The sequence below is a fragment of the Streptomyces sp. RerS4 genome (genome assembly GCF_023515955.1).
Classification (GTDB): Bacteria; Actinomycetota; Actinomycetes; order Streptomycetales; family Streptomycetaceae; genus Streptomyces.
Map to the genome: position 1 here is coordinate 3,208,073 of NZ_CP097322.1, position 19,938 is coordinate 3,228,010.

The 19,938-nt window shown below is 72.2% G+C and carries 20 protein-coding genes; 12 read left to right on the plus strand and 8 right to left on the minus strand.

What is annotated here, in order from left to right; all coding sequences use genetic code 11:
• Positions 1-63 precede the first annotated feature (63 nt).
• The 3 genes from M4D82_RS14650 to hemL all read right to left on the minus strand — a co-directional run bounded on the left by M4D82_RS14650 (position 64) and on the right by hemL (position 3,392).
• On the minus strand, positions 64-1,260 hold the full coding sequence (locus M4D82_RS14650; protein WP_249771812.1) for a polysaccharide deacetylase family protein: 1,197 nt from the start codon (positions 1,258-1,260) through the stop codon (positions 64-66).
• Positions 1,261-1,398: 138 nt separating this feature from the next.
• Complete coding sequence (locus M4D82_RS14655) at positions 1,399-2,073, minus strand: histidine phosphatase family protein (protein WP_249766475.1); 675 nt, start codon at positions 2,071-2,073, stop codon at positions 1,399-1,401.
• Positions 2,070-3,392, minus strand: coding sequence for a glutamate-1-semialdehyde 2,1-aminomutase (gene hemL, locus M4D82_RS14660; RefSeq protein ID WP_249766476.1), 1,323 nt, complete (start codon positions 3,390-3,392; stop codon positions 2,070-2,072). The genes M4D82_RS14655 and hemL overlap by 4 nt, the downstream gene beginning before the upstream one ends.
• A gap of 133 nt (positions 3,393-3,525) precedes the next feature.
• On the opposite strand from hemL, the gene M4D82_RS14665 reads away from it, so the two are divergent.
• Positions 3,526-4,149, plus strand: coding sequence for a hypothetical protein (locus M4D82_RS14665; RefSeq protein WP_249766477.1), 624 nt, complete (start codon positions 3,526-3,528; stop codon positions 4,147-4,149).
• A gap of 271 nt (positions 4,150-4,420) precedes the next feature.
• Here the strand turns inward: M4D82_RS14665 and M4D82_RS14670 are convergent, their stop codons facing one another.
• The gene (locus tag M4D82_RS14670) at positions 4,421-4,789 is read right to left on the minus strand and encodes a zinc-binding dehydrogenase (RefSeq protein ID WP_249771814.1); all 369 of its coding nucleotides are present in this window, start codon (positions 4,787-4,789) and stop codon (positions 4,421-4,423) included.
• Positions 4,790-4,891: 102 nt separating this feature from the next.
• On the opposite strand from M4D82_RS14670, the gene M4D82_RS14675 reads away from it, so the two are divergent.
• Both M4D82_RS14675 and M4D82_RS14680 read left to right on the plus strand, forming a co-directional pair.
• A complete protein-coding gene (locus M4D82_RS14675) occupies positions 4,892-5,017 on the plus strand; it encodes a hypothetical protein (protein WP_502988928.1) in 126 nt (41 codons plus the stop codon).
• Complete coding sequence (locus M4D82_RS14680) at positions 5,014-5,751, plus strand: Mut7-C RNAse domain-containing protein (protein WP_249766478.1); 738 nt, start codon at positions 5,014-5,016, stop codon at positions 5,749-5,751. Before M4D82_RS14675 ends, M4D82_RS14680 begins: the two co-directional genes overlap by 4 nt.
• A gap of 42 nt (positions 5,752-5,793) precedes the next feature.
• Here M4D82_RS14680 and M4D82_RS14685 read toward each other — a convergent pair whose 3' ends face one another.
• Positions 5,794-6,294, minus strand: a complete 501-nt coding sequence (locus M4D82_RS14685) for a hypothetical protein (protein ID WP_249766479.1) — start codon at positions 6,292-6,294, stop codon at positions 5,794-5,796.
• 110 nt (positions 6,295-6,404) lie between these two features.
• On the opposite strand from M4D82_RS14685, the gene M4D82_RS14690 reads away from it, so the two are divergent.
• The 3 genes from M4D82_RS14690 to M4D82_RS14700 all read left to right on the plus strand — a co-directional run bounded on the left by M4D82_RS14690 (position 6,405) and on the right by M4D82_RS14700 (position 9,049).
• Entirely contained in the window at positions 6,405-6,737 is a 333-nt protein-coding gene (locus M4D82_RS14690; RefSeq protein ID WP_249766480.1) for a YnfA family protein, read from the plus strand.
• A 118-nt stretch (positions 6,738-6,855) separates the two neighbouring features.
• Positions 6,856-7,623 (plus strand): SDR family NAD(P)-dependent oxidoreductase, encoded by a 768-nt coding sequence (locus M4D82_RS14695; RefSeq protein ID WP_249766481.1) that lies wholly within the window; start codon positions 6,856-6,858, stop codon positions 7,621-7,623.
• Between the two features lie 25 nt (positions 7,624-7,648).
• Entirely contained in the window at positions 7,649-9,049 is a 1,401-nt protein-coding gene (locus M4D82_RS14700; RefSeq protein ID WP_249766482.1) for a hypothetical protein, read from the plus strand.
• Here the strand turns inward: M4D82_RS14700 and M4D82_RS14705 are convergent.
• Positions 9,024-9,698 (minus strand): polysaccharide deacetylase family protein, encoded by a 675-nt coding sequence (locus M4D82_RS14705; protein WP_249766483.1) that lies wholly within the window; start codon positions 9,696-9,698, stop codon positions 9,024-9,026. The two genes, M4D82_RS14700 and M4D82_RS14705, sit on opposite strands and share 26 nt — an antisense overlap.
• Before the next feature lie 162 nt (positions 9,699-9,860).
• On the opposite strand from M4D82_RS14705, the gene M4D82_RS14710 reads away from it, so the two are divergent.
• Positions 9,861-10,433 carry a Uma2 family endonuclease gene (locus tag M4D82_RS14710; protein ID WP_249766484.1) on the plus strand — a complete coding sequence of 191 codons (573 nt, stop codon included), beginning with the start codon at positions 9,861-9,863 and terminating at the stop codon, positions 10,431-10,433.
• 18 nt (positions 10,434-10,451) lie between these two features.
• Here the strand turns inward: M4D82_RS14710 and M4D82_RS14715 are convergent, their stop codons facing one another.
• The gene (locus tag M4D82_RS14715) at positions 10,452-11,645 is read right to left on the minus strand and encodes an RtcB family protein (RefSeq protein WP_249766485.1); all 1,194 of its coding nucleotides are present in this window, start codon (positions 11,643-11,645) and stop codon (positions 10,452-10,454) included.
• A 180-nt stretch (positions 11,646-11,825) separates the two neighbouring features.
• Here M4D82_RS14715 and M4D82_RS14720 point away from each other — a divergent pair, with 180 nt between their 5' ends.
• The 3 genes from M4D82_RS14720 to M4D82_RS14730 all read left to right on the plus strand — a co-directional run bounded on the left by M4D82_RS14720 (position 11,826) and on the right by M4D82_RS14730 (position 15,171).
• The gene (locus M4D82_RS14720; protein WP_249766486.1) at positions 11,826-12,749 is read left to right on the plus strand and encodes a DUF3558 domain-containing protein; all 924 of its coding nucleotides are present in this window, start codon (positions 11,826-11,828) and stop codon (positions 12,747-12,749) included.
• Between the two features lie 159 nt (positions 12,750-12,908).
• Positions 12,909-13,712: a DUF3558 family protein gene (locus M4D82_RS14725; RefSeq protein WP_249766487.1), complete on the plus strand. Its 804-nt coding sequence runs from the start codon at positions 12,909-12,911 to the stop codon at positions 13,710-13,712.
• A gap of 109 nt (positions 13,713-13,821) precedes the next feature.
• Positions 13,822-15,171 carry a DUF2637 domain-containing protein gene (locus M4D82_RS14730; RefSeq protein ID WP_502988929.1) on the plus strand — a complete coding sequence of 450 codons (1,350 nt, stop codon included), beginning with the start codon at positions 13,822-13,824 and terminating at the stop codon, positions 15,169-15,171.
• 94 nt (positions 15,172-15,265) lie between these two features.
• Here M4D82_RS14730 and lysS read toward each other — a convergent pair whose 3' ends face one another.
• On the minus strand, positions 15,266-16,993 hold the full coding sequence (gene lysS, locus M4D82_RS14735) for a lysine--tRNA ligase (RefSeq protein WP_249766489.1): 1,728 nt from the start codon (positions 16,991-16,993) through the stop codon (positions 15,266-15,268).
• A 170-nt stretch (positions 16,994-17,163) separates the two neighbouring features.
• Between lysS and argS the strand changes: the two genes are divergently transcribed.
• Together argS and M4D82_RS14745 are read left to right on the plus strand one after the other, a co-directional pair.
• A complete protein-coding gene (gene argS / locus M4D82_RS14740) occupies positions 17,164-18,939 on the plus strand; it encodes an arginine--tRNA ligase (RefSeq protein WP_249766490.1) in 1,776 nt (591 codons plus the stop codon).
• A 181-nt stretch (positions 18,940-19,120) separates the two neighbouring features.
• Positions 19,121-19,918, plus strand: coding sequence for a VOC family protein (locus M4D82_RS14745; protein WP_249771816.1), 798 nt, complete (start codon positions 19,121-19,123; stop codon positions 19,916-19,918).
• Positions 19,919-19,938 lie beyond the last annotated feature (20 nt).

A 19,938-nucleotide genomic window follows, 5' to 3' on the forward strand; every position in this document is an offset into this window, starting at 1 on the left:
GCGGATCTTCCGCACCCCCCGAAGGGGTGTTAAGAGGCTGGTCAGAACGGAATCGGGACCAGCTCAGACCGCCGAGAGGTACGCGCCCCAACCGCCGCTCGGCGCCTGACCGACCGCGAGGGAGCGCAGTCGGGCGAGCGTCTTCGGGTCCTGGACGTCCAGCCAGTCGACGAACTGCCGGAAGGATACGAGCCTTACGTCCCTTTTGTCCGACATGGCCTTGAGTGCTTCCTCGACGGCGTCCATGTAGATGCCGCCGTTCCACTCCTCGAAGTGGTTGCCGATGAACAGGGGCGCGCGGTTGGTCTCGTAGGCGCGGCGGAAACCGCCGAGGTAGGTGGCGGTCGCCTGGGTGCGCCACGTCGGGTAGTTGGCGGGGACGCCCCGGGTGGTGCTCTTCGACTGGTTGGCGAGGATGTTGTAGTCCATCGACAACACCTCGAAGGTGTGGCCGGGGAACGGCAGGGACTGCAGGGGCAGGTCCCAGATCCCCTCCTTCTTCACCGGCCACCGCTGCAGGCCCCCGGGCGAGGAGGCGTCGTAGCGCCAGCCCAGCTCGCGGGCGGTGATCAGCAGGCCCTCCTGGCCGAGGAGGCAGGGGGTGCGGGAGCCGGTCAGCTCGCGGCGGTAGTCGAAGGGGAGCGGCGGCAGGTCGGTGAAGCCGGTGTTCGTGCGCCAGTTGGTGACGAACGACACGGCCTGGTCGATCTCGCTGCGCCAGTCCGTCGGCGACCAGCGGGCGACGGAGCCGGAGCCGGCGCAGAAGTGGCCGTTGAAGTGGGTGCCGATCTCGTGGCCGTCGAGCCAGGCCTGACGGACGTGGGTGAGGGTGGCGCGGACGTTCTCGTCCTTGAGGTAGCCGATGTCGGAGGCGCCGACGGGGTTGTTCGGCGGGGCGTAGAGGTGCTTCTTCGACTCGGGGAGGAGGTAGAGCCCGGAGAGGAAGAAGGTCATCGTCGCGCCGTGGTCCTTGGCGAGCTTGAGGAAGCGCGGGAAGAGGCCGTTGCCGATCTCCCCGGCGCCGTCCCAGCTGAAGACGACGAACTGCGGCGGGGTCTCGCCCGGCTGGAGGGGGACGGGCCGGTCGGGCTGGCGGGGCTGCGGACCGGTGTCCGCGGTGGACCCGTCCCCGATCACCGCGACGGGAGGACCGCCCCCGACCCCCCGCGGCCTGTCCCCGCCACCAAACCCACACCCGGCGACCCCGACCGCGGCGGCGGCGCCGAGTCCGAGAAGTCCCCTTCGGCTGAATCCGCGCACATCGCTCATGCAATGTCATATAAACGCAAGACCGCCGGGCCAAACCCAACCGCGCGCGGCCACCAGCCGGCCCCGCCGGCGTTCGAGGCGCGGGGGTCCGGGGGGGGGGAGCCCCCGGCAAACCCCGCCGGACACTCCCTAAGCCCCGAACGCCTTCGACTTCCCCTTCACCGGCTTCGCTCCGGCCAGGAGATGCGCGGGCACCAGATCCCGCGCCGGCTCGCTGTACCCCACCGAGACCAGCCGGTCCCCCTGGTACGTGAACGACGTCAGCGACGCCAACGTGCACTGCCGCCGCCGCGGGTCGTGCCACAGCCGCCGCTTCTCCGCGAAGCTCCGCACGATCCAGATCGGCAGCTGGTGGCTGACCGCCACCGCCTCGTGCCCGCGCGCCGCGTCCCGCGCCGCCTCGATCGCGCTCATCATCCGCACGACCTGCTCGACGTACGGCTCGCCCCACGACGGCTTGAACGGGTTCGTCAGGTGCCTCCAGTTGCCCGGCTTGCGCAGCGCCCCGTCCCCGACGCCGAAGGTCTTGCCCTCGAAGACGTTGGCCGCCTCGATGAGCCGCCCGTCCGTCGCCAGGTCCAGCCCGTGCGTCTTGGCGATCGGCGCGGCCGTCTCCTGCGCGCGCTCCAGCGGCGAGGCCACCACGTGCGTGATGTCCCGGTCCTGGAGGTGCTCGGCGACCCGGTCGGCCATCTGCCGGCCCAGCTCGGAGAGGTGGTAGCCCGCACGGCGCCCGTAGAGCACGCCGTCGGGGTTGTGCACCTCGCCGTGCCGCATCAGGTGGACGACGGTGATGTCGCTCATGCCGTCGCCTCCGCGGCGGCACGCGCCGCCGCCGGCAGCGCGGCGGCGATCCGCTCGATCGCCCGCTCGTCGTGGGCCGTCGACACGAACCACGACTCGAACGCCGACGGCGGCAGGTACACGCCCTGCGACAGCATCGAGTGGAAGAACCCGTTGAAGCGGAACCCTTCCTGCTTCTTCGCGTCGTCGTAGTTGCGGACCTCGTCCTCGGTGAAGAACACCGAGAACATGTTGGACGCGGTCTGCAGCCGGTGCGCCACGCCCTCCTTCGTCAGCGCCGCCGTCACCAGGCCCTGGATCTCCTTCGAGACCGCGTCGACCTTCGCGTACGCCGCCCCGTCCAGCAGCCGCAGCTGCGCGAGACCGGCGGCGGTGGCGATCGGGTTACCGGAGAGCGTGCCCGCCTGGTAGACCGGGCCGGCCGGGGCCAGGTGGCCCATGACGTCGGCGCGACCACCGAACGCCGCCGCCGGGAAGCCGCCGCCCATGACCTTGCCGAAGGTCATCAGGTCGGGCTTGACCCCGTCGACGCCGTACCAGCCGGCGCGCGAGGTGCGGAAACCGGTCATCACCTCGTCGGAGATGTACAGCGCGCCGTTCTCGCGGCACAGGTCGGCCAGACCCTGGTTGAACCCCTCGCCCGGGGTCACGACGCCCATGTTGCCGGGCGCGGCCTCGGTGATGACGCAGGCGATCTCACCGGGGTGCGCGGCGAACGCCGCCCGCACCGCGTCGAGGTCGTTGTAGGGGAGCACGATCGTGTCGCCGGCCTGCGCGCCCGTCACGCCGGGGGTGTCGGGCAGCGCGAAGGTCGCCAGACCGGAACCGGCGGCGGCCAGCAGCGCGTCGACGTGACCGTGGTAGCAGCCGGCGAACTTGACGACCTTGGCGCGGCCGGTGAAGCCGCGCGCCAGCCGGATCGCCGACATGGTCGCCTCGGTGCCGGACGACACCAGACGCACCTGCTCGACGGGCTCGATCCGGGCGACGATCTCCTCGGCGAGGGCGACCTCGCCCTCGCCGGGCGTGCCGAAGGACGTGCCGCGGGCGACGGCGGCCTGGACGGCCTCGATCACCTCGGGGTGGGAGTGGCCGAGAATCATCGGCCCCCACGAGCAGACGAGGTCGACGTACTCGCGCCCGTCGGCATCGGTCAGATACGGACCGGTACCGGACACCATGAACCGGGGCGTACCGCCCACGGCACGGAAGGCGCGCACGGGAGAGTTCACGCCGCCGGGGGTCACGAGGGACGCGCGCTCGAAGAGCGTCTGCGAAACTGGGGCTTCATACGGGTACGGGTAGCTCACACCAGCCATGGTCTCAGAGGCCGCGACAGACTTGCGGACGGGCGTTTCACCGCGCCGCCGCGGGGGAGGTCACTGCCATGATGATCAGGCTGCGTGGCGGGGGCCGCGGGGCCGGGGCAGGCAATACGTGTCGGGTGGAGATATGCAACGCGGTGGTGGACCGGGCGAGGGTACGGACGGCCTGGACCCGCAGCGCGCCCGTGAAGCCCGCCGGCGGGGCAGGCACCGGCGCGGTGCCGAGGCCGCCGATCCCGTACCGGCACCGGGCGAGACCCCCGGGAGCGCGGCCGGCGAGGACCCCGAAGACGGCCTCCCCAAGGGCCGCGGCATGGGCGTGACGTACAAGTACTTCGGCGCGCCCGACGGGGCGACGGCCGCGCGCGTGCCGCAGACGATGCGCCCGGAGGAGCTGGGCGGCGACGAGCTCGGCATGGGCGGCATGTTCACCAAGATCAAGCCGGAGACGGTGGCCGCGATGGTCCTGACCGGCATCGAGGGCATACCCCTGCACAAGGTGCCCCCGCTGGAGCTGGTCGTCCTGCACCCCGACTACGCGGTGGTCAAGCTCCCCATGACGGTGGTCGACCCGCTGCGCGGGGTCGGCGAGGAGTCGGTGGGCGCGGCGGCCTTCATCTGGTCGACGGTCCCCGACCGGGGCGGCCCGAGCGACGCGTTCAACGTCTACCAGCTCCTGCACGAGTGGCAGGACTTCTCCCACCGCCTCCACGAGGCCGGCCACCAGCCGTACTGCCTGGTCTGGCCCTGACCCGCACGGCCGCGCGCAGGGAGCCGCGGCTACCGCCGGCGGCCTGAGGCCCCGACGTTTCCGGCTGCCGGAGCGCTGCGACGAGCCGGAGACGACCCGCCACCTCGGCGGCCCCGAGTCACCGCAAAAGCGCACCGACCCCACCGGCGGTACCAGGAACCCGGCGCCCGCGAGCCGGCGGCGGGACGGATGTTCCGGATCGTGCCGGAGCCGTCCGGCGAGTCGGTCGGCGGCACCGGCCCCCGCCGACGCGGGCCCGGCGCGGGCCCCGTCAGGCGGCCGTGAGGATCACGCGGCCCCGGGTGCCCGGGGTGGTGAGGGCCGTGTGGGCCTTCGGGGCGTCGGCGAGGTCGAAGGTGTCGGCGACGCGCAGGGTCAGCGCGCCCGCGTCGACCAGGGCCACCAGCTCGGCGAGGGGGGCGCCGTCGGGGGCGACCTCCTGCTCGACGACGCGGACGCCCCGATCGGCGGCCGGGGCGGCGCCGGGGATGAGGCCGACGTAGACGCCGCCGTCGCGGACCGCGGCCAACGCGGGCGCGCCCAGGACGGCCGCGTCCGGCACCCCGTCCACCGGAGCGGCCGGAGCCTCGCCGCGCGGGACGAAGGCGGCGGCGCCCAAGCCCCGTACCCGCACCGTCACCCCACCGTCCCCGTCCCCGTCCCCGTCCCCGTCCCCGTCCCCGTCCGCGTCGACTACCGCCTCACCGAACTCGGCGTCAGCCTCGGCTGCCTCCTGTCCTCCGTGAAGCGCTGGGCCGAGAACCATTTCGACGAGGTCAGCGCCCATCGCGCCGCCTACGACGAAGCCACCGCGCCCCCGGAAATCCCCCGCACCACACCGCCGTCCGATGGCATGCTGGGCCCGTGAACGGTCCCGCCATCCATCTCACCCTCGCCCCCGAACTGCGCCTCTTCGCCCCGCCCAGCCGGCGCGTGGACCGCGTACCGACCACCACCGACGGCGCCTCCAGCCTCGGCCACGTCGTCGAGTCGGCCGGCGTGCCCCTCACGGAGGTCGGCCGACTGCTCGTCGACGGCCACGAGGTGCCGTTCTCGTACGTGCCCCGAGCAGGCCAGTCCGTCGAGGTGCGGGGCGTCGAGCGCCCCCAGCGGATCGACGGGGCCCCGCTGCGCTTCCTCCTCGACGTCCACCTCGGCACCCTCGCCCGCCGCCTGCGGCTGCTCGGCGTCGACGCCGCCTACGACAACGAGGACCCGGGCGACCCCGCCCTCGCCACCCGCTCCGCCGCCGAACACCGCGTCCTGCTCTCCCGCGACCGCGGCCTGCTGCGCCGCCGCGAGATCTTCGCCGGGGCGTACGTCTACAGCGACAACCCCGACGAGCAACTGCGCGACGTCCTCGGCCGGTTCGCCCCCGAACTCGCGCCCTGGACCCGCTGCACCGCCTGCAACGGGCCCCTGCGCGAAGCCGACAAGGACAGCGTCGGCGACCGACTGGAGCACGGCACGCAGCGCTCGTACGACGTGTTCGCGCAGTGCGCCGCGTGCGAGCGCGTCTACTGGCGCGGCGCCCACCACGCCCGACTGGAACGCATCGTCGGCGAGGCACTGGCCGAGTTCGGGGACGGCGCGGCCGTGTAGGCCGCGTAAGCCGCGTAAGCCGTCCGGGTGAGCGGCCCGTGGTCAGAAGGCGTACGCGTCCCCCGTGTCCAGCGCCAGCACCACGTGGTCGTTGTTGGTGAGGTCGCGGTCGGTCGCGCCGCCGTTCCACCAGGTGTCGACCCGCACCAGGACCTCCGCCGGCCGGTCCCGCAACGCCAGCACCAGCCCGATGTGCCGCCCCTGCCCGTGCGGCGGCAGCGCGCCCGTCTCGCACACCACCTCCCGCAGCCCCGCCCGCGCGCACCCGCCGGCCAACTCCTGCCGGTCGGCGAGGTCGGCGGACAGCCGTACCCGCACGGTCGCGTTCGCCAGCGCGGCCGGGCCCTCGTTGTGCGGCACCATCCACACCCGCAGCCGCCCGCCGTCCAGGAGCACCCGCCCGTGGTACGCCACGTCGGCCTCCGGATCCGCGCCCCCGCCGGGCCCGGCGGCCCACACCCCGGCCCCCGTCTGGGCGGCACCGGCCAGCACCAGCAGCCCCGCCACCACCACACTCCGTACGGCGCCACGGCGCACCGCCACCACCTCCTCGTGTCCTCGCGCGGACGCTAGGGTCCCGCCCCACCCGCCGGTCGGACCATCACACGAACGAGGGCGAGCCCAGAGCCATTCGCCTGCGTAGGCTTCAGGCCATGCTGGTCACCCGCTCCGCCGCCCTCTTCGCCCTCGCCGCCCTCCTGGAGATCGGCGGCGCCTGGCTGGTCTGGCAAGGCGTGCGCGAGCACAAGGGCTGGGCGTGGATCGGCGCCGGCGTCATCGCCCTCGGGCTCTACGGATTCGTCGCCACCCTCCAGCCCCAGGGCGACTTCGCCCGCGTCCTGGCGGCGTACGGCGGCGTCTTCGTCGCCGGCTCGCTCCTGTGGGGCGTCGTCGCCGACGGCTACCGACCCGACCGCTGGGACGTCGTGGGCGCCCTCGTCTGCCTCGCCGGAATGGCCGTGATCATGTACGCGCCGCGCCGCTGACCATGCCTATGCTGGCCGGGAATCGCCCGTACGAACGAACGGCCCGCACGGCCGGAACGGCCCGCACGGCCGCCCGTACGCGCACGCCCCGCGAACGACCGCACGAGGAGCCCCGCCCATGAGCACGCGCCCGGCCACCCGAACCGCCGTAGTCACCGGCGCGAGCAGCGGAATCGGCGCGGCCACCGCCCGGCAGCTGGCCGCCGCCGGCTACCACGTCGTGCTCACCGCCCGCCGCGAGGACCGCGTCGCGGCCCTCGCCGCCGAGCTGACCGCCGCCGGGCACGAGGCCACCGCGCACGCCCTCGACGTCACCGACCGCGCCGCCGTGGACGCGCTGGCCGCCTCCCTCGCCCGGTGCGACGTCCTCGTCAACAACGCCGGCGGCGCCATCGGCGCCGAGCCCGTCGCCACCGGCGACCCGGCCGACTGGCGCACGATGTACGAGGTCAACGTCATCGGCACCCTCAACGTCACCCAGGCCCTCCTGCCCGCCCTCACCGCCTCCGGCGACGGCACGGTGGTCGTCCTCTCCTCCACCGCCGGCCACGCCACCTACGAGGGCGGCGCGGGCTACGTCGCCGCCAAGAACGGCGCCCGCGTCCTCGCCGAGACCCTCCGCCTGGAGATCGTCGGACAGCCGGTCCGCGTCATCGAGATCGCGCCCGGCATGGTCAAGACCGAGGAGTTCGCCACCACCCGCTTCCGCGGCGACACCGACAAGGCCGCCAAGGTCTACGCGGGCGTGGCCGAACCGCTGTCCGCCGACGACGTGGCCGACACCATCACCTGGGCGGTGACCCGCCCCAGCCACGTCAACATCGACCTCCTGGTGGTCCGCCCCCGCGCCCAGGCCTCGAACACGAAGGTCCACCGCGAGCTCTGAGCCGAGCCGATCGGGGGGGCCGGGGATGTTCGGAGGTACGGGTACACGGGCGAGGCTCGTCGCCCTGGCGACGCTTCTGGCCGCCCCGGCGGTCGTGGCGCCCGGCGCCTCCGTCATGCCGCCCGGACCCGCCGCGCCGGACGCACCCGCCCTGCGGCTGTGGCAGCCCCGCACCACGTTCTTCGTCGCCGACGCGACCGTCTTCGAAACCTCCCTGCGGGCACCGCGCCGCGGGGCCCTGCACGGGGTCGTCGCCGAGTACGACGTCTCCGCCCTGGCCGGCCGGGTCCGCCTGCGCGACCTGGCCCCCGGCTGCGCCGCGTCACCCGGCCGCGTGCGGTGCGTCCTGCGCCCGGCCGGGCCGGACCGCGACGTCCTGCCGTTCACGATGACGGCCCCCGGCGGCGGCGCCGGCGGGTACGCGGGGACCGTGACGGCCCGCTTCACCAGCCCAGCGTTCGCGCCCGTCACCCACACGGCCCGCGTACACCTCGGCAGACCGGACTTCCGGCTGCGCGTCCACCGGCGGACGACGGTCCCCGCCATCGACGGGAGCACCGCGCCCCCGCTCACCCCGGCCTTCGTGAACACCGGCGCACCCGCCCCCGGCCCGGTGGTGCTGCGCGTGTCCGTCCACGGCTCCCGCCTCGCGCCCGACCACGCGAACTGCGCCTACTCCCCCGACGGCCGCGAGGCCGCCTGCACCCTCCCCGGCCCGCCGCTCCCCGGCCAGGCGTACGAGACCGACGCGCCGCTGCGCGCGCTGGGCGCCGTCCGGGGGGAGTACGCGTACGCCGTCACGCCCCTGGACACCGCGCCGGGCGGGAGCGGAACCCGAGAGGCGACCTGGACGCACGGCACCGGCCCGGCCCTCGGCCTGAAACCCGTCGGCGCCGACACCCTGGACCGCGACCGGGGTTACGGCGAACCGGGGCGCATGCCGTTCGAGACGGACGCCGCGCCGCCGGCCCGGGGCTTCCTCGCCACGCCGCCGACGCTGCGGGGCCGGGTCGGGCAGGAGATCACGATCCCCCTCGCGTACGCGACGAACGTCCGGGTCGACCTGCCCGAAGGGGTCTCCTTCCGCCCGCCCGAGCTGCACACCCACCCGTCCGAGGAGACGTACTGCGGAACCCCGGGAGCCCGCACCACCGGCTGCGGCGGCGACCGGACCTACCTGAGGGTGCGCATCGACCGCCGGGTCGAAGGCGCCGCCGGCCGCATCCGGGGCCCGGCCGGCCTTGAGGAACCCCTGAGCGTCGAATACACCGGCATCGCCGCCACCCCCGACGACGTCCTGGCCGCCGACGCCACCCCCACCCGCCCCCGTACGGGCCCCCTGACGTGGGCGGCCCTGGCGGCGACGGCCGCCGCAGGCGCCGCCACCACCGTCATGGCCCTCAGGAGACGTACCCGGCGGCCTTGAGGTGCGGCATGAGGGGCGCCGGCTTCAGCCCGGCGGCCTTCGCCGCGTCCAGGGCCCGCTGGAGGTCGGCGGCGAGCGTCGGCGTGAAGTGCAGCAGCACGATGTCCCCCGCCTTCAGCCGCGGGGTCGGCGGCGTCTGGCCCCAGGTGGTGAAGTCGTGCGTCCAGGTGATCAGCGCCTTCACCCCGCAGGCCTTCGCCGCGAGCCGCACGTCGTCGTTGACGGCCCCGAACGGCGGCCGCAGCAGCTTCGGCGTCTTCCCGAACGTCGCCCGCAGCCGCTCCCCGGCCCCGCACACCTCGGCGTCCTTCCCGGCGGCGTCGAGGGTGGTCAGGTCGGGGTGGTTGACGGTGTGGTTCTCCACCGTCACCCGGCCCCGCTCGGCGAGCGCGGTGAAGTACCCGGTGTCGTACGAGGTCGCGTCGGGCAGCAGGAACAACGAGGCCGGCACCCGCTTCTCCAGCAGGATCCGGGCCGCCTCCGGATCGTGGTTCCAGCCGTCGTCGATGGTGATGAAGACGACCTTCTCCTGCGTCGGCACGGCCGACACGACGGGCGGCAACCCCACCCCCGCCCGCGCCACCCCGGCGCCCCCGACGACAAACGACAACGCCGCGAACGCGGCCAAGACGACACGAGATCTCCCCATGCCGCCCACCCTGGTCTAGACCAACAGTGCCGGTCAACCCCCTCCCCCCAACCGGAAGTTGCCCATTCCGCACACCCTCGGAGCCCGTACGGGTGAATCCGCGCGGCTTGTCGGCGGCCACGGATACGCTCCGGAAGCGTGAGCCCCGAAGAGGAGGAGGCTATGGCCGTGATGCAGCACGAGACCACGATCGCGGAGGCCGCCGATCGACTCTCCAGGGAGCTCCCCGGGCACCGAGTGGAGATTCTCCAGGGGAGGCTCACCGTGACACCACCCGCCGACGGGCGACACGCCCGCACCCTGACCCGGCTCACCGTGGCCTTCCACGAGGCCGGGGCCGAAAAGGCGGGCCTGGAATTCCTCCAGGGCATCGGCATCTGGCTGCCCACCGGCGACGACGACTACGCCGTCCCGGACTTCGCGCTCGTCGAGGCGGATTTCCTGGACCACAAGGTGGTCAAGAACTGCTACCGGCCGGACGTCTTCCGCCTGATCCTGGAGGTCACCTCCTCGAACTGGGCGGACGACATCGGCACCAAGGTGGAGAGCTACGCCAAGGCCGACGTCCCCGTCTACATCGTCGCCGACCGCCACCACGACGAAGTCGTGGTCCACACGGATCCGCGCGGGGCCGGCTATCGACTGCGCAGGGCCTTCAAGCGCGGCACGTCGTTCAGGCTTCCCGACCACCTCGGGGTGCCCCTCGAACTGTCCGTGGACATGCTGCTCGACTGACGCCCTCCCGCGCCGGCGTCAGCCCTTGACGCAGATGACCTGCTTCAACTTGGCCACGACGCGCACCAGGTCGGTCTGCTGGTCGATGACCTGCTCGATCGACTTGTAGGCGGCGGGAATCTCGTCCACGACACCCGCGTCCTTGCGACACTCGACGCCCCGCGTCTGCTCGGCCAGATCCCGCGCCGAGAAACGCTTCTTCGCCGCCGTACGGCTCATCTTGCGGCCCGCCCCGTGCGAAGCGGAGTTGAAGGACATCTCGTTGCCGAGTCCCTTCACGATGTACGAGCCCGTTCCCATCGAGCCGGGGATGATCCCGTACTCGCCGCTGCCCGCGCGGATCGCGCCCTTACGGGTGACGAGCAGGTCCATGCCCTCGTACCGCTCCTCCGCCACGTAGTTGTGGTGGCAGCTGATCTCCTGCTCGAAGGAGACCTTCGCCTTGCGGAATTCCCCGCGCACGACCTCCTTGAAGAGGCTCATCATCGCCGCGCGGTTGAACTTGGCGTACTCCTGCGCCCAGAAGAGGTCGTTGCGGTACGCCTCCATCTCCGGGGTCGCCGCGAGGAAGACCGCCAGGTCGCGGTCGACCAGGTTCTGGTTGTGCGCGAGTCCCCGCGCCACGCCGATGTGGTGCGCGGCCAGCTCGTTGCCGATGTTCCGGGAGCCGGAGTGCAGCATCAGCCAGACCGAACCTGACTCATCCAGACAGAATTCGATGAAATGATTTCCGGATCCGAGCGTTCCGATCTGCTTTACGGCACGATCCTGGCGGAATTTGACCGCGTCCGCGAGGTAGTCGAAGCGCTTCCAGAGGTCCGCGTAGCCCGACTCCGAGAAGCCGTAGAGCCGCGCCGGGTCCACGGCTTCCTTGTGCAGGCCCATGCCCACCGGAATCACCGACTCGATGCGCGAGCGCAGTCTCGACAGGTCTCCCGGGAGGTCGTTCGCCGTCAGGGAGGTCTTCACGGCCGACATGCCGCAGCCGATGTCCACGCCCACCGCCGCCGGGCAGACCGCGTCCTTCATGGCGATGACCGAGCCGACGGTGGCGCCCTTGCCGTAGTGGACGTCCGGCATGACGGCCAGGCCCTTGATCCACGGCAGCCCGGCCGTGTTCCGGAGCTGGCGCATCGCGCTGTCCTCGACCGACGCCGGATCGGTCCACATCCGGATCGGGACGTTCGCCCCTGGTACCTCTACATACGACATAAGACGCCCATCCCCCGAAAACCGCAGATTAGTCCGATTACGCAAAAGCCTCGCTCATCGCCCCAAAGCAGACAGGGAACCGGCGCCGGCACCAGCGCGTGCGATAGACATTGTGTCCATCCGTGCCCAAGTCGCGGCAACGGATTTTCCCGAGGGAACCAAGGGAGCCAAGGCGTGCCAGTGGACGTGCCAGTGGACGTGGAGCGGCGCAAGGCGGTACGACGCCGGGTGCTGCCCGGGGTCGCGATGCTCACCGCGCTCGTGGCCGGGGCGACCGGCCTCACCGGATGCACCGACGGCAACGGCATCGGTGTCACCGGCGACGCCAAGGGCGGCGGCAGCACCGCCACCCCCGCCCAACCGGGCAAGTACCGGAGCCTGCCCGAGCCCTGCAAGGCCGCCGACGGCAAGCGGCTGCGCGCCATGCTCCCGGCCGCCGACTCCCTCACCACCGAGGAGCGCGACCGCCTCTACGCGGGCACCGCCGACGCCTCCTTCGACGGCGACCGGCGCGTCGGCTGCCGGTGGAACGCGCAGGTCCCCGAGGGCACGCTGCTGTTGTCCGTCCGCTTCGAGCGGGTCGTCTCCTACGACCGCGCCGCCATGAGCGACGACGACAAGGCCCGGCAGGTCTACGTGAGCCGCCTGACGGCCGCCCACCTGCCGTTCCCCGGCCCGACGGCGAGCCCCACCCCGAGCGCCGCGAGCACCCCGGCAGCCCCGGGCACCCCGAACCCGGGCGGCTCCACCGCGCCGAGCCCCGGCCCGTCCGCCCCGCCGGCCCCCGCCGGGTCGCCGGCCACCTCCCCGTCGGGCTCCGCCACGGGATCCCCCTCGACCTCGCCCACCAGCCCGCCCGAGCTCGGCTCCCGCGTCCTGGAGGGGCTCGGCAACGAGGCGTACATCGAGGACAAGCTCAGCGCGGCCGGCGCCACCGCCGCGCAGGCGCGCACCGTGCGCATTGTGTTCCGTACCTCGAACGTCCTCGTCACCGTCGAGTACAGCGTGCAGCCCTCCGCCCCGGGCACGGTCCCGCCGAGCGGCGAAACCCAGGACAAGACACGCCAGTTGGCGCAGGCCCTCGCCGAGCGTTTCAACGAGTGAACGTGCGAAACCGGAACGAACACCGGAAGGGACGTAGGCGGACAAAAGAGAAGATCGTGACGGCGCGCACAGCAGGCGACCACCCGATCGGGCTACCGTTGCACGCGATCCCGCGCCCGAAACGCGTCCACAAGAAGACCCCGACCGTCTGAAGGAACCATGCAGCGATCTGCCTCGCGCCTCACCCGCGTCCTCGCCTGTGCGGCCGTCCCGGTGATCCTCACCGTCGCCGGCTGCTCGTCCGATTCGGGGAAGGGCTCGACCTCGGACTCCGGCAAGAAGAAGTCCGACTCCTCCGCGTCCTCCCAGCCCAGCACGAAGCCCTCGGCCACGCTGGAGAAGGTGGCGTTCGCGAAGCTGCCCGACCCCTGCAAGGCGCTCGCCACCAAGACCATCGATTCGCTCGTGGCGGAGGCGAAGGAGAAGAACGGCACGGCGGCCAAGTCCAACGACCTCGCCAACCGCGCCAGCTGCACCTGGAACGGTCTCGACACCGACGGCACGAAGGGCTCGCAGTACCGCTGGCTCTCCGTCTCCCTGGTCCGCTACGACTCGCACGCCTCGCTCGGCAGCGGCAACAAGCGCGCCGAGGAGCAGTACAACAAGCAGATCGAGGCCGCGAAGACCACCGAGGGCGCGCGCGACGTCAAGGCCGAGCAGGCCGGCGGCATCGGCGACCAGGCGACGTCGGTCACCTACGGGGTGAAGAAGGACGTCGAATTCCTCAACACCACGATCGTGAGCCGCACCCAGAACGTCGTCATCACGATCGACTACAACGGTGCCGCCTACGAGGGCGCCTCCGCCCCCGACCAGGCCAAGCTGCTCCAGGACGCGATCGCCGCGACGAAGGAGACCGTGAGCTCCGTCGGCGCCGCCGCCGACCAGCCCGCCACGCCGTCCGGATCCGGCTCGCCGTCGGGCTCGGCTTCGCCGTCGGGCTCCGCCTCGCCCCAGAGCTGAGGTCGCGGCGGCAACACCCTTGGGGGACCTACGGGAAGGGCGGCTTCCGGCCACCCGTACGCTGTGCCTGCCATAGCTCGACAAGGGGAGGGGATCGCGGGTGGCCGCGATGCAGCTGACTCGAACGCACCGGATTCTCATCGGCGTCGTGGTCGCCGGGGCCGTGGTCATCGCGGGTATCGGCTTCGCCGGTTCGTACTCCGCGGTGCGGGCGCTGGCCTTGCAGAAAGGCTTCGGCAGCTTCTCGCTGGTGTTCCCGATCGGCATCGACGCGGGCATCTGCGTCCTGCTGGCGCTGGACCTGCTCCTGACGTGGATCCGGATCCCCTTCCCCCTGCTGCGCCAGACGGCGTGGCTGCTGACGGCGGCGACGATCGCGTTCAACGGCGCCGCCGCCTGGCCGGATCCGCTGGGCGTCGGCATGCACGCCGTGATCCCGATCCTGTTCGTGGTCACGGTGGAGGCGGCCCGGCACGCGGTGGGCCGGATCGCGGACATCACCGCGGACCGGCACATGGAGGGCGTGCGCATCACGCGGTGGCTGCTCTCCCCGATCCCCACCTTCAAGCTGTGGCGTCGGATGAAGCTGTGGGAGCTGCGCTCGTACGAGCAGGCCGTCACCATGGAGCAGGACCGGCTGATCTACCAGGCGCGGCTTCAGGCCCGCTACGGGCGGGCGTGGCGGCGCAAGGCGCCGGTGGAGGCGCTGATGCCGCTGCGGCTCGCCCGGATCGGCGTACCGCTCGCGCAGACGGCCCCGGAGGGGCTGGCGGCGGCGGGCATCGACCCGGTGCTGCTGCCTCCGGCGCCGAAGGCCCCGGTCGCGGCCCCGGCGGCGCCCGCGGCGCCGCCCTGCCGGCGGCCCGCGAGGCCGCGGAGGCCCCGCAGCCCCGGAACCCGAGGCGCCCCGGTCCGAGGCCCCGGCCCAGGCCCACGCCCCGGCCCAGTCCCCGGCCCCCGCACAGGCCGAGCCCCACGCCCCGGCCCAGGCCCCGGTACCGCACCAGGGCCCGCAGCCCGCGCCCCAGCCCGTCCCCGTCCCGAGCCCCGTCCCCGTCCCGCCCCCCTCCACGCCCCGGCGCCCTTCGCCGTCGAGCCGACGGCGATGCCGGCGGCCCACAACAGCGCATGGTTCGCGGCCCCCAAGGCTCCCAAGGCGGCGTACGAGGGCCCCGAGCCCGCCCCGGAGCAGCCGCAGCCGGCCACGAACCCGCCCGCGCCCGAGACCCCGGGCGACGCGGACGACATCGACGAGGTGAAGTTCGCGGAGGCGGCGTACGAGGTGGTCCGTACGTACATCGAGGAGAACGGCAAGCTCCCGAGCCCCGAGCAGGTCGACATATACCTCTCGGACCGTCACGGCATCACGCACCCGCGCAGCTTCTCGACCATCACCCGGCTGATGCCGGAGCTGAAGCAGCGCTACCAGCGCGACCTGGAGAGCGAGCACATCGCCTAGGGGTGTCTTTCGGATCAGGCCGGCCCGCCCGGACCCGGTACGCGAAAGGGCCCGCACCCCTCGGGGTGCGGGCCCTCCTCACATCACCGACCGACTACGCGGCCAGCAGCTTGCGCACGCGGTCCGCGCCCACGGCCAGCAGCAGCGTGGGCAGACGCGGGCCGGTCTCCCGCGTCACCAGCAGGCGGTACAGCAGGGCGAAGAACTCGCGCTGCGCGACCTTCAGCTCCGGCGTCGGCTTGGCGTCGGGCTCCAGGCCGGCCATGACCTTCGGCACGCCGTAGACGAGGGTGGTGAGCCCGTCGAGCGACCAGTGGGAGTCGAGGCCCTCCAGGAGCAGCCGCAGCGACTCGCGGCCGTTCTCGTCGAGCGAGGACAGCAGCTCCGTGTCGGCTTCCTCGCGGACCATGGTGCGCTGGTCGGCCGGGACCTGGCTGGTGATCCAGTTCTCGGCGCGGTCCAGGCGCGGGCGGACCTCGTCCAGGGAGGCCAGCGGCTTCTCCGGCTCCAGGTCGCTGAGGATGCGCAGGGTCTGCTCGTCGTGCCCGGCGGTGATGTCGACGACCGACGCGAGGGTGCGGTACGGCATCGGGCGCGGGGTGCGGGGCAGTTCGTGGGAGGCGACGCGGACGGCGCGGGCGTGCGCGGCGGCGTCGGCCGGCAGCACGGAGCCGTCGGCGACCTTGCCCTCCAGCTTGTCCCACTCGTCGTAGAGTCGCTGGATCTCCTGGTCGAAGGCGATCTTGAACGACTGGTTGGGGCGGCGGCGCGCGTACAGCCAGCGCAGCAGCTGCGGCTCCATGATCTTCAGGGCGTCGGCCGGGGTGGGCACGCCGCCCTTGCTGGACGACATCTTGGCCATGCCGCTGATGCCGACGAAGGCGTACATCGGGCCGATCGGCTGCTCGCCGCCGAAGATGTGCACGATCTGCCCGCCGACCTGGAACGACGAGCCGGGCGAGGAGTGGTCCACGCCCGAGGGCTCGAAGATCACGCCCTCGTGGGCCCAGCGCATGGGCCAGTCGACCTTCCAGACCAGCTTGCCGCGGTTGAACTCGGACAGCTTGACCGTCTCGGTGAACTCGTCCTCGGTGCAGACGTAGGTCATCTCGGTGGTCTCGTCGTTGTACGAGGTCACCTTGGTGAAGTCCTTGCCGCACGCGCCGCAGTACGGCTTGTACGGGAAGTAGCCGCCCTCGGCGCTGCTGCCGTCGTCCTCGGCGGCGGCGCCGGAGCCCTCGGCGGCCTCCAGCTCGGCCGCGTCGACCGGCTTCTGCTGGGGCTTCTTGGCGCCCGGCTTCTGCTTGGTGCGGTACTGGGCGAGGACGGCGTCGATGTCGCCGCGGTGCTTCATCGCGAACAGCACCTGCTCGCGGTAGGCGCCGGAGGTGTACTGCTCGGTCTGGCTGATCGGGTCGTACTCGACGCCCATCTCGGCCAGCGCCTCGACGAAGGCGGCCTTGAAGTGCTCGGCCCAGTTCGGGTACGCGGAGCCGGCCGGGGCCGGTACGGAGGTCAGCGGCTTGCCGATGTGCTGCGCCCAGGACTCGTCGATGCCGGGGACGCCGGCCGGCACCTTCCGGTAGCGGTCGTAGTCGTCCCAGGAGATGAGGTGGCGGACCTCGATGCCCCGGCGGCGGATCTCGTCCGCGACCAGGTGCGGGGTCATGACCTCGCGGAGGTTGCCCAGGTGGATGGGGCCGGAAGGGGAGAGTCCGGACGCGACGACGACAGGTTTGCCGGGTGCTCGGCGCTCCGCCTCAGCGATGACCTCGTCCGCGAAACGGGAGACCCAGTCGGTCTCGGTGCTGCTCTGAGCCACGACACGTCCTTCTATCTCGAAATGCTGGCTACCGCCATTCTCCCAGACGGAAGCGGGCCCTCCGAGGTTGCCCGCGCGCGCGGGCCGCCGTAGCGGGAAATCCCGGAATGCGGACGAACCCTCCGTGGGATACTCGTCACCCACCAACCGACTCACAGGAACGGCAGCTCATGGCCTCGGTCCCTTCCCTCGCTTCCTCCGTCGAACAGCGCGTCGCGGACGCCCTCGCCTCCGCCCTGCCGGAGGCCGGTGCCTCCGACCCGCTGCTGCGACGAAGCGACCGGGCCGACTTCCAGGCCAACGGCATCCTGGCGCTCGCGAAGAAGGCCAAGGCCAACCCGCGCGAGCTGGCGACGACCGTGGTCGAGGGCATTCCGACCGGTGAGGGCGACCTGATCAAGGAGATCGAGGTCTCCGGCCCCGGCTTCCTGAACATCACCGTCTCCGACCGGGCGATCATCGAGACCCTCGCGGCCCGCGCCGCCGACGACCGTCTCGGCGTGCCGCTGTCCCCGACCGCCGGCACGACGGTGATCGACTACGCGCAGCCGAACGTCGCCAAGGAGATGCACGTCGGCCACCTGCGGTCCGCCGTGATCGGCGCGGCCATGGTCGAGATCCTGGAGTTCACGGGCGAGAAGGTGGTCCGGCGCCACCACATCGGCGACTGGGGCACCCAGTTCGGCATGCTCATCCAGTACCTGCTGGAGCACCCGCACGAGCTGGACCACAAGTCGGAGGAGGAGGTCTCCGGCGAGGAGGCCATGTCCAACCTGAACCGCCTCTACAAGGCCTCGCGCGCGCTCTTCGACTCCGACGAGGAGTTCAAGACGCGGGCGCGGGCGCGGGTGGTCGACCTCCAGGCCGGCGAACCGGAGACGCTCGCGCTGTGGCAGCGGTTCGTGGACGAGTCGAAGATCTACTTCTACTCCGTCTTCAACAAGCTGGACATGGACATCCAGGACCCGGACGTGGTCGGCGAGTCCGGCTACAACGACATGCTGGTCGAGACGTGCAAGCTGCTGGAGGAGTCGGGCGTCGCCGTCCGCTCCAACGGCGCGCTGTGCGTGTTCTTCGACGAGTACAAGGGCCCGGACGGCAACCCGACCCCGCTCATCGTCCAGAAGTCGGACGGCGGCTTCGGCTACGCCGCGACCGACCTCTCCGCGATCCGCGACCGCGTCGACACCCTGAAGGCGGACACGCTGATCTACGTGGTGGACGCGCGGCAGTCGCTCCACTTCAAGATGGTCTTCGAGACGGCGCGCCGCGCCGGCTGGCTGAACGACGAGGTCAAGGCCGTCCAGCTGGCCTTCGGCACGGTCCTCGGCAAGGACGGCAAGCCGTTCAAGACCCGTGAGGGCGAGACGGTCCGGCTGGTCGACCTCCTCGACGAGGCGGTGGACCGGGCGACGGCCGTGGTCCGCGAGAAGGCGGAGAAGGTCGGCCTGACGGAGGAGGAGATCGTCGAGAACGGCCGGTACGTGGGCATCGGCGCCGTGAAGTACGCGGACCTCTCCACCTCCGCCGCCCGTGACTACAAGTTCGACCTGGACCAGATGGTCTCGCTGAACGGCGACACCTCCGTCTACCTCCAGTACGCGTACGCCCGCATCCGCTCCATCCTCCGCAAGGCGGGCGAGCGCCGGCCGGCCGCGCACCCGGAGCTGGAGCTGGCCCCGGCCGAGCGCGCGCTGGGCCTGCACCTGGACGGCTTCGGCGCGCTGATCGCCGAGGCCGCCGCCGAGCACGCCCCGCACAAGGTGGCGGCGTACCTGTACCAGCTGTCGTCGCTGTTCACGACGTTCTACGACCAGTGCCCCGTCATCAAGCCGGAGCCGGAACTCCCCGTCGGCGAGAACCGCCTGTTCCTGTGCGAACTGACGGCCCGCACCCTGACGAAGGGCATGTCCCTCCTCGGCATCCGCACCCCCGAGAAGCTCTGACGGCCCCCACCCCGACGGCCCCCGGCGCCCCACGCCGGGGGCCGTCGCGTTTCGCCGGACCCGGGTGTGAGTGGCACAGGGGCCCCGCGTCACCCGTCCGGCCCGATTTCGCGCTTGGGGGTCGGGTAGGGGATGGCCCGTCCTTCCCCCGAGTCGCCTCCCGGAGGCATCCGTGCCCGACATGAACGGCCCCTACAAGCCCGGCACCCCCTGCTGGATCGACCTGATGGTTCCCGACCAGCAGGCGGCCATCGACTTCTACTCCGACCTGTTCGGTTGGCAGGGCGAGGTGGGTTCCCCCGAGACGGGCGGGTACGCCGTCTGCACCCTCAAGGGCAAGCCGGTCGCCGGGATCATGAAGGCGATGAACCCGGACGGCACGACCCCCGACCCGCTGCCGCCGACGGTGTGGACGACGTACCTGTCCACCGACTCCATCGACTCCACCGTCAAGTCCGTCACCGACGCCGGCGGCACCGTCATGATGGGCCCGATGGACGTCATGGACCTCGGGCGGATGGCCGTGATCTCCGACCCGACCGGCGCCGTCGTCGGCCTGTGGCAGCCCGGCACCTTCGACGGCGCGGGCATCGTCAACGAACACGGCGCGCTCATCTGGAACGAGCTGACCACCCCCGACCTGCCGGCCGCCTCCGCGTTCTACTCCTCGATCCTGCCGGTCTCCACGGCCCGCTCCGAGACGCCCGGCGCCGAGGAGTACATCGAGTTCAAGGTCGACGGCCGCGCGGTGGGCGGGATGCTGGACATGAGCAAGATGCCGCCCGGGGTGCCCCCGCACTGGCAGCCGTACTTCCACGTCGACAGCGTGGACGACATCCAGGCGGCGGCCGTCCGCGCCGGCGCCACCGTCCTCGCCCCGGCCTTCGACATGGCGGTCGGGCGCATGGCCGTCCTCGCCGACCCGCAGGGCGGCGCCTTCTCGGTGATCACCGCACAGTCCCCGGAGCAGCCGGCCTGACGGATCGTCGTCCCCAGGCT